Origin of the sequence: Streptomyces triticagri, assembly GCF_003429565.1 — a bacterium.
Classification (GTDB): domain Bacteria; phylum Actinomycetota; class Actinomycetes; order Streptomycetales; family Streptomycetaceae; genus Streptomyces; species Streptomyces triticagri.
In genome coordinates this window covers 20,281-33,502 of record NZ_QUAK01000101.1, presented here as the reverse complement: position 1 = coordinate 33,502, position 13,222 = coordinate 20,281, and the positions used below count along the sequence as shown (strand labels likewise).

Annotated in this window: 10 protein-coding genes and 2 CRISPR repeat arrays; all 10 genes read right to left on the bottom strand. The window is 67.7% G+C overall.

Annotated elements, in window-relative coordinates:
- Nucleotides 1-53: 53 nt before the first annotated feature.
- The 10 genes from DY218_RS35885 to DY218_RS18660 all read right to left on the bottom strand — a co-directional run bounded on the left by DY218_RS35885 (nt 54) and on the right by DY218_RS18660 (nt 13,209).
- Nucleotides 54-350: an SH3 domain-containing protein gene (locus DY218_RS35885; RefSeq protein ID WP_407703653.1), complete on the bottom strand. Its 297-nt coding sequence runs from the start codon at nt 348-350 to the stop codon at nt 54-56.
- A gap of 435 nt (nt 351-785) precedes the next feature.
- A CRISPR array of direct repeats spans nt 786-1,060; the repeat unit is 31 nt; unit sequence CCGGAACACCCCCACGCCAGCGGGGAAGACA.
- Nucleotides 1,061-1,073: 13 nt separating this feature from the next.
- Nucleotides 1,074-1,424 carry a type I-E CRISPR-associated endoribonuclease Cas2 gene (locus tag DY218_RS18700; protein ID WP_128557208.1) on the bottom strand — a complete coding sequence of 117 codons (351 nt, stop codon included), beginning with the start codon at nt 1,422-1,424 and terminating at the stop codon, nt 1,074-1,076.
- A gap of 371 nt (nt 1,425-1,795) precedes the next feature.
- Nucleotides 1,796-2,464 (bottom strand): type I-E CRISPR-associated protein Cas6/Cse3/CasE, encoded by a 669-nt coding sequence (gene cas6e / locus DY218_RS18695; protein ID WP_128557207.1) that lies wholly within the window; start codon nt 2,462-2,464, stop codon nt 1,796-1,798.
- Nucleotides 2,461-3,294 (bottom strand): type I-E CRISPR-associated protein Cas5/CasD, encoded by an 834-nt coding sequence (gene cas5e / locus DY218_RS18690; RefSeq protein WP_128557206.1) that lies wholly within the window; start codon nt 3,292-3,294, stop codon nt 2,461-2,463. Before cas5e ends, cas6e begins: the two co-directional genes overlap by 4 nt.
- Nucleotides 3,291-4,484 carry a type I-E CRISPR-associated protein Cas7/Cse4/CasC gene (cas7e, locus tag DY218_RS18685; protein WP_128557205.1) on the bottom strand — a complete coding sequence of 398 codons (1,194 nt, stop codon included), beginning with the start codon at nt 4,482-4,484 and terminating at the stop codon, nt 3,291-3,293. Before cas7e ends, cas5e begins: the two co-directional genes overlap by 4 nt.
- Nucleotides 4,485-4,516: 32 nt before the next feature.
- Nucleotides 4,517-5,176: a type I-E CRISPR-associated protein Cse2/CasB gene (casB, locus tag DY218_RS18680; RefSeq protein ID WP_128557204.1), complete on the bottom strand. Its 660-nt coding sequence runs from the start codon at nt 5,174-5,176 to the stop codon at nt 4,517-4,519.
- A 27-nt stretch (nt 5,177-5,203) separates the two neighbouring features.
- Complete coding sequence (gene casA, locus DY218_RS18675) at nt 5,204-6,760, bottom strand: type I-E CRISPR-associated protein Cse1/CasA (protein ID WP_128557203.1); 1,557 nt, start codon at nt 6,758-6,760, stop codon at nt 5,204-5,206.
- A gap of 186 nt (nt 6,761-6,946) precedes the next feature.
- Nucleotides 6,947-9,787 (bottom strand): CRISPR-associated endonuclease Cas3'', encoded by a 2,841-nt coding sequence (locus DY218_RS18670; protein WP_128557202.1) that lies wholly within the window; start codon nt 9,785-9,787, stop codon nt 6,947-6,949.
- Between the two features lie 407 nt (nt 9,788-10,194).
- Nucleotides 10,195-10,528: direct repeats of the CRISPR family, unit length 29 nt; unit sequence GTCCTTCCCGCCGACGCGGGGGTGTTCCG.
- Between the two features lie 362 nt (nt 10,529-10,890).
- Nucleotides 10,891-11,115 (bottom strand): hypothetical protein, encoded by a 225-nt coding sequence (locus DY218_RS18665; RefSeq protein WP_128557201.1) that lies wholly within the window; start codon nt 11,113-11,115, stop codon nt 10,891-10,893.
- A 291-nt stretch (nt 11,116-11,406) separates the two neighbouring features.
- Nucleotides 11,407-13,209 carry a vWA domain-containing protein gene (locus tag DY218_RS18660; protein WP_128557200.1) on the bottom strand — a complete coding sequence of 601 codons (1,803 nt, stop codon included), beginning with the start codon at nt 13,207-13,209 and terminating at the stop codon, nt 11,407-11,409.
- Nucleotides 13,210-13,222: the final 13 nt, after the last annotated feature.

The following is a 13,222-nucleotide window of genomic DNA, read 5'->3' as shown; positions in this document are numbered from 1 at the left end:
GGTTGGGCCGGGCACGCAGTTGCGTGCCCGGCCCAACCCGCTTCCTGACCGACTCACCGCCGCCCCGGTTCAGTCAGCCCTTCCTTCCCCCACGACACAAGCGACGAATGCACGTACCCGCTCACCCCCGTCCGATGAATCCTGACCCTCACCCACACCCCACCACGCCCAGCCCACCCCGACGCCGTACAAGCATCACCCTTGTACGCCGTACCAACAGGCCTCCCACCCTTACTCGGCGTCGCCCGCACCGTCGCAGACGACGCCGTGATCCGGCAGAAATCGCGTGCACCCGACAACCGGACTGCACCCGACTCGGAAGCTGCCGCCACAGCAGCAGGAACACTCATCCCTGTGGACAACGCAGCAGCCAGAACAACCGCGACCGTAGAAGCTTGAAGCACACGCACAGACATCTCCTGAGCAGCAAAGAACGCATCGATCTGCCCTCGACAACGCCCCGCCAGCCCTGCTGACACGCACACGAGCCCTGCCACTTCAAGATCCATCATTTCGACGGATCTTTGCCTCCCCGGTCAAAGGCACACCTTCTAAGCCTGTATTCCCCATCGCCGGGCAGACAACGTCCTGTGCGTACGTCCACGCCCAAGCAGATCCCCACTGGCGTGCAGGACTGGAACAGCTGCAGCCCCAAGTCACAGGCAACCGAGACGCCCGGCACCAGGAGGGCCCGCACCTCCAGCCCGCCAACCTCATCACCCTGCGGTGACACCCCCGCACCAGCGGGGACGACTGTCATCCTGATGTCAGCCGGGCAGCCCCGGCCGGAACACCCCCACGCCAGCGGGGAAGACGACCTCATCGACCCGGTCTGGGTGTGCCTGCCCGGAACACCCCCACGCCAGCAGGGAAGACCGCCGCCCGTCGAAGCATCGCCGACCCGATCGTGGAACACCCCCACGCCAGCGGGCAAGACGCCGTCGGAGACCAGGATGATCCTCCGCGGGCCGGAACACCCCCACGCCAGCGGGGAAGACATCACCTTCCGGCTGCAGAAACCCGACGCCACCGGAACACCCCCACGCCAGCGGGGAAGACACTTCGTGACCTGCTCATTCGTGGCGGGTTTGCAGGTTCTTTACCTGAGGTCGTGGAGGGAGGGGCGTGAGGCCGTCGAAGTCGGTGGGGACTCGGCGTCGAGCTCCGGCCGTACGGAGGGCACGGCCCTGTTCTGTGTCGGCGGGGTAGATGCGGACAGTCGCGCCATTCTCGACGGTGTCAGCGACAGCTTCTCGGAGGTGTTCCGGCACGCGCGCCGAAACTGCCCGCCAAAGTTGCCGGAAACAACTGCGGTGGTCCAGTTGGCTGAGCGCGCCGCGAAAGTTGTCCGGTAGGGCTGTGGGGGGGCGCTGGCGACCATGGCTGGCTGTCAGGGTAACCGACCCAGGCTGCACGGTGAGCATCCGTTCAGGTTCGGCCAGGGGCGATGGGATCGTCAATGCCCCGCCGATGCGGGGGTGTTTCGCAAGGCGGTCTGGCCTACCCGCCATTGTGTTCTCCTCGCCGAAGTGAGAGTGAGGGTTGGGCCGTCTCAGCGCAGCGGAGTTCGTGCTGAGACGGCCCAGCTGTACGAGGCCGGGATGTTGGTTCACCGTATGCGTCGCTCACGTTCATCGGTTGTAGCGCTCGTCGATGTCCTCGTGGCAATGCCTGTATAGCGGGCGGGCGCTACCAGGTCGGGCGGGGGCGAGCGGCCTTTCGTGGGACATGCCCGTGCCTGCAGGGAGGGAAGCATGGTGACCAGCTGATCCGGTGCGGTTCCTCCGTCAGGCCTTCAGTGTTCCGCCTGCTCAGTCCCTGCCGCCGGTGCCAGGCTCAGCAAGCCCGCGCCGTAGGACTTGCCTCGCCCAATGCCGGTGACGAGGGTTTGGGCAAGGGTGTCGGGGTCGGTGATCGTGGCGGTGCCGTCGTAGCGGATGAGGCTGTGGCGCATGGCGGTGGCGCCGGCTCCGCGAGGTCGCACCGGTCGTTGCGGGGTGGGAAGCAGGCCGGTGAGGTGCAGGCCGGCAGCAGTGGCCTTGCGGATCCACCAGGCATCGGCGTCGGCGCCTGACAAGGGCACGACCCTGCCTCGCTTGTTCTTCTGCTCCAGCGGAAGGCGTGCCCGCTTGGCAGGATTGACGGTGATCCGGTATCTGACCGGAAGCCCTCGGCGGAGGGCCGTGAACATCCCGGTGAGGTCCTTCACTTGGGTGTGTCCGTAACCGTCGGGTAGGCGTGCCGGGTCCAGGGCCGTGGTCGCCTGCACCAGGAGCGTGCCGGCGCCGTCGGTCTCATCCAGGCGGAACAGCAGTCCGGTGTCCCTGCGAGGGGTGTCGCCAAGATTGTCAGGGACGAGTCGCATGAGGGTCTTGTGCATCTGCGTGGCGTCGCGCAGGTCACGCTGGACGTCGCGGCTGAACGGGTTGAGGCGGATGCGGGCGAGTACGGCGCTGGTGGTCATACGGCGGCCTCCGGACCGCTTGGCGAGGTCGCGATGGCGGTATGGAGATGTGCAGTGAGGGCCTTGAGGTAGTCGGTGCCGAATGCGTCGGTGTACAGGTGCTCGGGCGGGTGCCAGGAGCCTCGGTAGAGCCGGCGGGTGCGGAACGTGCGCCGGTGCGGGGTCGTGTCGACGGGTTCGTCCTGGACGTCGGAGCTGGGGCGGGTGCCGTCGTCGGGGTCTGCCGGATGGCGTGGAAGCCAGTCGAGAGGGCGGTCGGCGAGCAGCGTCACGGCAGGGGTCGGGGCCTGTGCAGGCAAGGGGAGTCGGAGGAGACTGCCGAGGGCGTCGGGGCTGTGGTCGAGTAGTACGGGGCCCTCGGGTGGGCAGCTGCGGCGGCCCAGGTATAGGGGCCACCGTGGGGCGGTCAGTGCTTCGGCGCAGTGGTCGAGGACGTCGTCCTGTTGGCCGCTGAGCGCGCAGACGAAGGTGGCGTCGGCGAGATAAAGGCGGTGTCCAAAGATGGTGGACTTGTCTTGGCTACGGGTGGTGCCACTGGCCGTGCGAACGGTGTCTTTCGGGGTGAGGCCGCCGCCGACGGTGTGCAGATCACGCAGTACGTAGCCGGGGCGGTCGATGCGCACGGTGAGTCTCAGTCCGCGCAGGTCGTCGTTACCCTCTCCACGGTGTCGGCCGAGTGCGCAGGACAGCAGGCCGAGTACGCCGGACTTGGTGGGGAAGGCAGCGGTGTCGCGTTCATCGGTGAAGTGGCTGCGTTCGCCCCAGGACTGCAACGGCGCGGCGAGGCGCAGCAGTAGCCCGGGTTCCTGGGGCCGCTGTGGTGCGGTCACGCGCCGCCCTCCCGCGGTGCAAATGCGGCCTCGACGCCGGTGTTGACCAGGGCGTCGAAGGAGTTGATGCGGTCGCCCAGTCCTTCGATGTCCGGGCCGGTGCCGGCCCAATGGGCTGCGAGGATGCGGTCGTTGCCCATGAGTGTGGTGGCGGTCTGCGCGTACTCGACGAGTTGGCTTCGGGAGGCGGCAGCATGTCCGCCGCCTTGCGCGGGGCGCACGGGGGTCTCGAAGGCGGCGGCGAAGGACAGGGGGCGGTCGCTGCGGACGCTGATGTGGACGAGGTCTGGTGCGGTGTGTGGAGCGGTGGAGTTCTTCTTGGCCTGTGGCAGGGAGCGGATGAAGGCGGAGAGGAAGGCCCCGGCGATGTTGCGGGCGTCCTCGGCTATGTCGGCGGGACTCGCGGAGGTGCGGGCCCGGCTCATGTTGGTGATGAGTTCGCGCAGGTCGATGGTGGCGAAGCGGTAGAAGGTGCCGGCGGAGAATTCGGCCTCGCTGAGGTGGCCGCTGCCGGTTTCTCCCCATTCGGCGGTGAGGTCGTCGACGGCGGTGAAGTAGTCGACCTGGACGTCGCTGCGGTGGGTGGTGAAAGCGTGGGCGACCTGGACTGCGCCGTCGACGCCCGCGTCGTCGACTTCGGTGAGCATGCGGCCGAAGGTGTGGATGACGGCGTTGCCTCGGCGGAAGATCTTCTGGACTTCGGCGGTGGGGAGCCGCGATTTGTCGGTTGTCTTTTCGATCTTCTTTTTCTTGATCGTGTCGCGGTGTTCGGAAGCGAGGTCGGCGAGTTCCTCGATCGACTCGGAGGGCAGGTAGACGAGTCCGTTTGTGATGACCTCGTAGTCCTCTTGATCCGGCTTGCCTTCGATGCCGAACTTGATACCGGATGCCACCACGATGTGGGCGCCGGCCCAGCGTGCGTCCTGTCCGTCCCAGCCGTGCTTCTCCACGAGAGCATCGGCAACAGCTTTGCCGATACGGCGAGTTCGGGTGGCGAACTGGCCGATCTCCTTCTGGAACTTCTCGCGCAGCGCCCTCTTCCATGACTGGCTGCTGACTCGGGTGCGCCGCACGCCGCCGTAGTCCACCGTCTTCACGGCGTTGAGGTCGTCTCGGTTCAGCGTGGATACGGGGACGCTCTGCAGAACATGTACGTCCACGAAACAGGCGGGCAGGTGCGCGGTCGGCACGGCGAGGCTCCTTCTGGTGGTGTGCGGGGCGGTCAGACGGCGGGCGATCCGGGCTCGGGCACGGCTTGGGCTGCGTCTGTCTCGTTGTTCTTCTTCCACTCGTCGCGGTGAAGGGTTCGGAAGTAGTCCTGCTGCCACCGGCTTCCGATGTCGGCTTCGTTCCACGGCCAGCGGGTCAAGTCGGTCAGCAGCTGGGCCCAGTCCGGTTCGGTTTCGTACTGGCGCAGAAGACGGGTGGCCGGAGGCAGATAGCGGTGCAGCCCGGTAGGACTCTGGCGGACGAGGAGGTCCAGGCGTCTGCGGGTGCTGTCACGCCGGCGCGGGCGCTCCTGCGCGGGCGAGTTGAGAACGGCTTCGGCGAGGGTGTGGCCGAAGCTGGCGCCGTAGGGGTCGGTCGGCTGCTCCGAGTCGGAGTCGTCCGTCGGCCGGTCGCGGACAACGTGGCGAGGCTGGTCGGCGATGAGCGCAGCGACCGCGTAGTAGGCGCGGTCCCGCTCCCGGTTCCGCCTCTCGGGCAGCCAGTGCGCAATGAACTGATGCATCCCGGCCACCTGGTCGACGTCCTTGCCCACGCCGCGGCGGAGGCGGGCGTGCGTGCCGGGGCTGTCGGCGCAGAGCTGCTGGATCTCCCGCACGAAACGCAGGTGTTCGGTGCGGCGTGCCCGTGCCGCGGCGTCACGGTCCTGTGCCATGGGACACCTTCCGGTCGAGTCGGGGGGCTACTTGTTCTTGCGCTTGGGGCGCGTCTTCCACAGCAGGCCACGGGCCTCGACCACGGCCTGGCTACCGCGGACGGTGCGGGTGAGCGGACGGGTCGTGTGGTCATATGCGTCACGGGCCAGCCTGAGAAAGGCCTCACGCGCGCCGAGGATGTCCAGGCCGCCGTCGGGGTCCTCACCGGTGCGATCCAAGCGATCGAAACGGGCCCAGAACTCACGTTCCGCAGCCGGCCAGTACAGCGCCTCGGCCTGCGGAACGAGTTTGCCTGCTTCCTTGGGATCGCCCCTCGTGTACAGTGCCCAGGCCTTGCGTACGGCATCGGCGAGGTTCTCTCCGTACCGTTCGCCGAGCCTGCGCAGTCGGCCGACGGCGACCTGAGCGTCTGCGAGCTGGTCGGTCAGATGACCCACCGACGCAGGAGTGAGGCCGCTGACGAGCTGGGAGTTCCTGGCTCTGTCCTGGTCGAAACCGAGTGCGCGGACGCGCAGTTGGTCGGTGAGTACGACCGCTGTTTCGAACACCTTCGGTGGGTCCACCGTGGTTGCCTCACCCTCGGCCTCCGGAGGGCGGTGCCGCAGCAGGCCGTCCAGATCCCTCCACAGGGCCCGGTTCGGTTTGGCCGGCCGAGCGAATCGGACCTCCTCCTGTTCCCCCTGCCTCTTGACGAGCGTGCGTTCCCAGATGAGATACGGGTCGTCGAAGGCACCCGAGAGGTGGTACGCCCAAGTGATGCGGGCGTCCGTAACATGCTCTCCGCCAGCGTCGGGCTCGAGCAGGAGGGCATGCCGCGAGGTGTCCGTCCACCAGCCGCAGGGGCCGACAGGTACGGGCGGAGCGCCGGCCGGATCTGTCGGCTCCTCCCGTTCCCACGGGCAGAGGTCCTCCTCGGGCCGCACCTCGATCGCCGGGCGTACAAGCCCGGCCAGCAGGGTGACCAGGAGTGAGTCACCCTCGGGGTGGTAGGAGAGGGAGCCGTGCAGCGGGCTTCGCTTGGCATCGGAGATCCGCTCGCCGTCGAGTGTGCGAGCCGTGCACCTTCCGGGAGCGCCGTAGTAGTGCCACATCAGCAGGTACAGCACTGCCGTATCTGCAGCGATCCAGTGTGGGGCGCTGTCGCGGGCGTGGCCGAACCAGGAATGGTTGTTGCCCGAAGGCCGGGTCATCACCAGCTTGTTCACTCCGCTGGAATCGGTGCACTCGTGCGCCAGACGGGGGTCCTGCAGCCACGGGCGGCCGGCGACGCCGTCGAAGAGAAAGAACCGGGCGTGCCACCGGGATACGTAATCCTCGATACGTTCCTGCGGCAGCGCACGGTCCTTCAGGATGCTCGCGCGCCAGTTAATCCAGCTGCCGTCCGGGTCCTCGTCGAGCCCGCTGACCCGGGCGGTGAGCGCATAAAGCACCCGCAGAAGCGCCGCATGAGCGGCGGCGAGCGGGATGTCCAGCGCTTCAATGTCCTGGCAGCGCCCCAAGAGGTCCCGCAGGCTCACGGAGTCGGGGCCGTCTTGGCCGTGGAGCCAGCGCACGGGTATCCACGGTTCGTCGAAGAGGTTCATCGCCCGTCCCCGTTCCACAGTCCGCCCGCTCTCCTGTCGGTTCGTCCCGCGGCGCTACAGCAGGCCCGTACCGCCGTAGCAGTGCGCACCGACTGTGCTGCCATGAGAGCTTTCCGTAGCCGTTGACTGTCAGTGATCGTAAGCGTTCACGGTCCGAAGCGCGGGCCTTTCGGAGATTCAGGAGATTCAACTGAGCCTAACCAGACCGACGTTGGTGAGCTCGATCCGCAGGTCGCCCAGGAGGCCGGCGCAGGAACCGGCCTCTTCGCTGAGCACGACGGGGTAGACCCGGTTCAGCCATGGTCGCTTCACCCAGTCCTTGTATTTGATGTTGTCGAATCGCTCATATCCGATCTGCTCCGATATGCCTCCCTTGGGAGCCCACGCAGGGGGAACCGAAATCGCATGCCGGGCCAGATCGGCGACGGCCGGACTGCGCCTCCTGTCGGACCCGACCTGCGGCACCTTGTTCCTTCCCTCGGGATCCAGGAAGGCGACCTTGCCTCGGAGGTGGACGAGCAGCACGTAGGCCGGCTCGAAGCCCATCGTGGCCGTGAGGTGGTTCTCGGTGAGACCGCGCTCGGCCCGGGTGAGCTCGTACAGGTCGTCGTGGACATTTACCGGACTCGGTATGCCGGTGATCCGGGCGTTGTGCAGCAGCTTGGCCTCGTGCTCGTCGGCCGCGGCGACCAGGCGGCGCTGCCGCGCGGCCGATACGTCGTCGAGAGCAGCCAGGTAGGAGTCCGAGTCGTACACCTGACGGATCAACGACTCGGTGTCGCTGGGGAGTCGTAGCTGCGGGCCGTGGGATCGCAGCGCTTGGACCGTGCGCTGCCTCAGCGCTTCCTCCATCGGCGAGCCGGCCTGCCCTTCGCCCTCCGGACCTTCCAGCAGCATCAAAGTCCGGCCGCGGGAAGCGCGGGCAAGCAACGACGGCAGCGGGACCACCGGGGTGACGACCCGCTCGAAACGGAACGGCAGATGCTCGGCGAAGGGCGGAGTGGTCACGAGCACCGAACCGTCCCGCGCCGGAAACTTGTGGGCTCTCAGGCACTCAGCCACCAGCTCGCCGACGCGATAATGAGGAAAGCGCTCGTGCAGCAACCGCACCTCACCGGGGCCCGCGTACTCGCGACGGTTTTGTTCAAGCGCGCGAAAGACCTGCTGGGCTTCCTCCACACTCCTGCAGCAGACGAGGGTCGAGCCGTCGCCACCGCCCTGGCGCACGACGGCTTCCACGTACGAGCCTTCGCCGCCGGTGCTCGACCGGACGCGGAGCAGGGAAGTAGGCACGATCAAGTCCTCGGAAGGCTCGACCGCAGACCTGGAGACCGAACCGTCCGATCCGTCGACATACAGCCAACCCGGCTGCGGTAGCTCCCCCGACGAGGGCGTGTCCTCCTCCCGCCCCCGCAGCCCGCGAGCAGCTCGCGCACCCCGCCGGTAGGCCTGCACCAGACGGTCGGCACTCGCCCCGGCCACGGTGTCCGTCAACAGGACCACGGAAGCCCCCAGTGCCGCCAACCACTCCACCAGCAGGCACAGCAACTGATGCAACCACGGCTCTTGTGGGCGTACGTCGTCCACCACCAGGACCTTCTCACTGAGTGCGAAGAGCCGAACTGCGTTGTCCGGCACGGGCAGAACGGCCGGCAAGAACTGGTCCAGGACACCTACGCCAAGGGCAGCCAGCAGCCCGCGATGCCGCATGGTCAGCCACTGCTGCGCGATGGCCAGATCTTGCGCTTCCAGGCTGAGTTCAGGGATCTCCTCAGACGCCGAGGCCGGATCGCTGTCGAAGAACATCGGATGGAGACGGGTGAGCACGCCGGAGCCCTCCAGAAGCATGCCCGCCAACGAGCCCAGCTCCGCCGAAGCCTGTTCGATGTGAAGCTCTTCCGACAGCGCGAGGGCAATGCCCCGAGCACCGGACGCCCGGCCCAGCTTCGAGGCCGCAACCAGACCGAGCCGTCGCCGGGCAGGACCGGCGGGCGCACTCACCAACAGCATGCCGGCATGTTCGGGCTCCCCCGCCTCGAGAATCCGCCGCGCAAGCCGACCGTGCACGGAACCATCCGAGAACGCGGCAGCTGTCAACAGATCGGCATCGGCCGGAGTGGCGAATCCACACGGCCCCAGGGCCCGCTGCATCACGCCGGCCCGGGCCACCTCGCGGGCACGTTTCCAGTGCTGCGCAAGAACCACCCGACAGCAACACTCCTCGTCCTCATGACGCCGCACCGTCTCGATCGACCGGCTGTCGCTCGCCATCCAGTCCGCCACCATCACGGCGCCGAGCACCACGACGGCGAGCTCAGCCGGCAGAATTCCGGTCGGCACCGGGCCGCCGTTCGTGATCAGCGTGCGCAACAGACGGACATGGCGCAGGCGTTGCTCCTGCCAATCACCCCTCCCGGCCTGAGGCAGAAACGTCGCCGGCTGCTCCATCTGTCGGCGCTCCATGCACGGGTAGAATGATCCGTGGTGTGCGCCGAGCAACTGCCCTATAGCGTGACCCATCCGGTTGCCGACCGGCTCGTCGGCCTCGCCTCGCGGATAGCCCAGCTGCTCAAGAATCCCGGGCAGTGTCCAGTGTGTAATCCGGCCATGTGGACCCGCGCTGTTATCGGTACCGCCCGTGCCGTGCCGGTAGCGGCCCTCTGCGAATATCCGTTGGAAGTGCCCCGGGTGCTTCTTCCACACATCCCCATCGTTGGCGAGGAAGTGCTGATACGACGGAGAGATCTTCCCCAAGTCGTGCAGCGCAGCCCAGAAGGACAGCTCTCGCGCCGTATCGATCTCCGACAACCCCAACGCCAGAGCGATCCGGGCGCGCATACGAGGCCCAACAGTCGACTTCCACACTTCCGCGAAGTACGCGCCGGTGTCCAGAAGGTGGCACACCACCGGGTACAGGTCCGTCAGACCGCGCTCCTTGCCGCACAGTCGGACGTCCAAAAGCCTCGGATCGCCGTGGCGGCAACAGTTGCCCGCGTCTCCGAGTCCGGCTTCGGTGCTGATCTCCATGCGTGTGTTGTACAGCAGATCGACGCCAACTGCCTGTGAAGAGCGTGCACTTGGCGTACAGTATGAGCGGGTCCAGGAGATCCAGCGGATACACGGCAGGGGATATGCCCCACCGGTTCAGTGACACCGCCCAGCGGGTCCAACCGCCCGTGTAGCCGCCCCGATCTCCGAGGTGAACTGCATGAACAAGTCCGAGAACCGCCGCAACGGGTTCTTCAAGCAGGTTGTCGGCTCCTTCGTCGGCAAGATGCTTGCGATCATCCTGTTTGACTGGTGGTCAGGGCAGTAGTCCCGACCCGTGGCCCGGACATTAGTCCGGGCCACTTTGCTTGCACCGTGACGAACAGACCGCAACCGAGAACGTCATAGAAGATGCAAAGCCGTTGCTAACCTGCAGGTCGCGAAGTGTCCTTCCCGCCGACGCGGGGGTGTTCCGCAGTCGCGCTCGGCGCCGGCCCATGAGACGTGGTCCTTCCCGCCGACGCGGGGGTGTTCCGAAACAGGGCGTCGACCTGACCGTCGACAGCGTGTCCTTCCCGCCGACGCGGGGGTGTTCCGACATCGGCGGCCGCTGGGACCACGACAAGCGCGTCCTTCCCGCCGACGCGGGGGTGTTCCGGTGATCGTCGCCAGCGGGATGCGGCCGGTCAGGTCCTTCCCGCCGACGCGGGGGTGTTCCGCCGGGATGGGGGGAGATCAAAGGCGCGGTCCAGTCCTTCCCGCCGACGCAGGGGTGTTCCGTCTCTCGGCGCGGAGCCCCAGTTCCTGGAGACGTCCTCCCGCCGACGCGGGGTGTTCCGACGTGCCCGCGGGGCGCGGTGGGATCTTTCCGGTCGGTCCTTCCCGCCGACGCCGGGGTGTTCCGGGGCCGCGGTCGTCCCAGGCGTGTGTGCCCTCGTCCTTCCCGCCGACGCGGGGGTTTCCTACCTGCACTGCGAGGCGAGCCTGGCTCGTCTGCCTTGTCCTCCGCCCCGGGCGGGCACTGGCACGACGCGACGCGCACACTGCTTGGTCGATGCCGGCGCGTATCCGGTACGGGACCGCCATTGCGGCCACCTTGCAGGCGGGACCGGCAACGCCACCTGCCCGCAGGTCGGCGCATGTCAGGCCGATTCGCCGCGGCGGCAGGTCGGCGCGTGCCCTTGGTCGTGGGTGAAGGTTTCGGGCAGGGCGGTCGGGGCGAAGGTCAGGTGGGTGCCAAGGTCGCCGAGGTGACGGACTTCGGCGACGGGGACCTGGCCCCGGCATTCGGGGCACTGGCCGAGGAGTTCGAAGGGCTCGTCTTCGTAGATGGGGTGGAGGGAGAGAAAGGCGTACTTCTCGCCCATGGTTGGGCAGGTTGCCGTGGCGATGATGGGCTCGTCCGGGAGAGTGCGGCGGCGGAGCCAGTCGAGTTCGGTCGTGATGTCGTCGATGGTGAGGCCGAGAACGGCGGTGAGGCGAAGGTTGGTTCGAGGGCGTGGTCTTCGCCGCGATAGCGGCCATGTGGGCTGACGGCCATGGTGTGGCGGATGAAGACGGCTGCGGATTGGGCGCGTTCGGCCAGGCTGGTCATGGTGCGACTCCAGGTCGTCGGGGATGTGGGCCGCCGCCGTGTGAGGGCGGCGGCCATAGGGATGTCAGGTGATCGGGGTTGTTGCTTTGACGGCCTTCTTCGCGGCCCGGGCGATCGCGTCTACAGCGTGGGCCGGGTGGTCGAGCTCGACGAGGGTCGTGTGCGGGAGAGGGAATGGGTCGGGTTTGAAGGCCAGCCAGAGGACTGCGCATCCGTCGTTGGTCAGGTGACGGATGCGGTCGGCTGCTCTAACCGCATCCGCGGGGGAGTAGATCCCGTCGGAGGCGACGACCAGGAGGCGGCCTCGGCCGGGTTTGGTGAGGTCGAGTCCGGCGGTCAAAGCGTCGATGGCTTCGGCCAGGCAGTGGCCTCCGCCCCGTGCTGCGAACTCGGTGACTCGGTCGGGATTGCGTCCGGGTGCGGTGATCGCGGTGAGACCGCGGTCGTACGCCACCGTCGCGGCCGCTGATTCCGGGTCCGTGAGGGCGACGGCTCGAGCGAAGATCCAGGCGGCCGAGGCCATGGGCGCGGTTGCGGCCCTCATGGAGGAGGAGACGTCGACCGCGATGCCTACTCTCAGCGGTGGGCTGGGAGCTTGTCGGCGCTGGGTGTGCACCCAGGGTTGCGCGGTGGGGATTGCGCCTGCAGCGCGCTGTGCGTCTCGGGCGAGGGCGCCGCGCATGTTGAGGCGTCCTGGTGGGGCGGCGGACGTTGTGACCGTAACGATGCGTTCGCGGTACGCGGCCGCTCGTAGGGCCCGGGCGAGTTTTCCGGCTGCGGCCCTCTCCCCAGGGGTCGGCGGGCGGGTGCGGGTGACCGGTCGCAGAGGTGGCTTGCCGTCGGGGCGTGGCCTGGGTGCGTACGTTCCGCCTCGTTTGAACACCTTGTCGGCGGTCGCTCCGGCCTGACGTTCGCGTGCGGCCTTGTCGGCCTTGGCGCGCTGCTGCTCGGTCCGGATTGCGTCGATAGCTGCCTCGGCGGCCTCGTGCTCGTCGACGTTCGTCATGGCCTTGCCGATGGCCTCAGCGAGGTTGCCACCGTCGTCGCCCTTGAGGCGGGGTGGTGGTTTGGCCTGGTCGGCGCCGAGCGCCTCGCACCAGGCTCGGCCGTGGGCAAGCATTCCTTCGTCGTCGTGGTCGGCTGTGTGGTGGGCCGCGTTCCAGATGTCGGCGAGGGTCTGGAGGAGGTCCTCGCCGAGGATCTTGGCCACCGCCTTCTCCAACGGTTCGGTTTCGTCAGGCTTCAGGATTCCGGCGTCTCTGCGGCCCAGGATCAGTCCGGCTGCGTAGGCAGCCTGCCAGCGGTCCGCAGGTGTCTGACAGTTGAGCTCGGCGAGGACCAATGTGCTGGCACAGGCGCGTAGGTACCGGAGGTCGTCCGGGCGGCGGGCGACGTGGGCCCTCTCGACCCGTGATTCCTCAAGGACCTCGGCTGCTTGGGCAAGTGCGGTGCCGCGCAGGTGCGTTGGTGTCCGCCATTTGCTGTGGGCGGCGTGGGCGGCTTCGTGGATGAAGGCGCCCCAAGCCACTGGGTAGCGTTGTTCGTCGCCGTACCGGGCGGGGTTGATCGTGCGGGGGTTGTGGGGTGCGAAGAGGGCGGCGTCGATTTCGAGTTCGGCGGTGACGGGGAAGAAGGCTGCGGGGGCTCCGGATCGGGTGCCGGGTTTGCAGGTGACGATGACGTCGTCGCGTCCGGCGAGTTCGGGCAGTCGTTCGGCCAGGGCAGCGGCGATGCGGAGCCATTCGCGGGTGTGGGTGGCTGGTCGAGGTTCGTGTACGGGACCGCCGTCGTCCTCCCAGCGGGCAGTGGCCCATTCGTCTTCGCTGAGGGCGGGTGGTGTGGGTTGGAAGTGCGTGTTCGCTGCCATAGGTGTCGTCCCT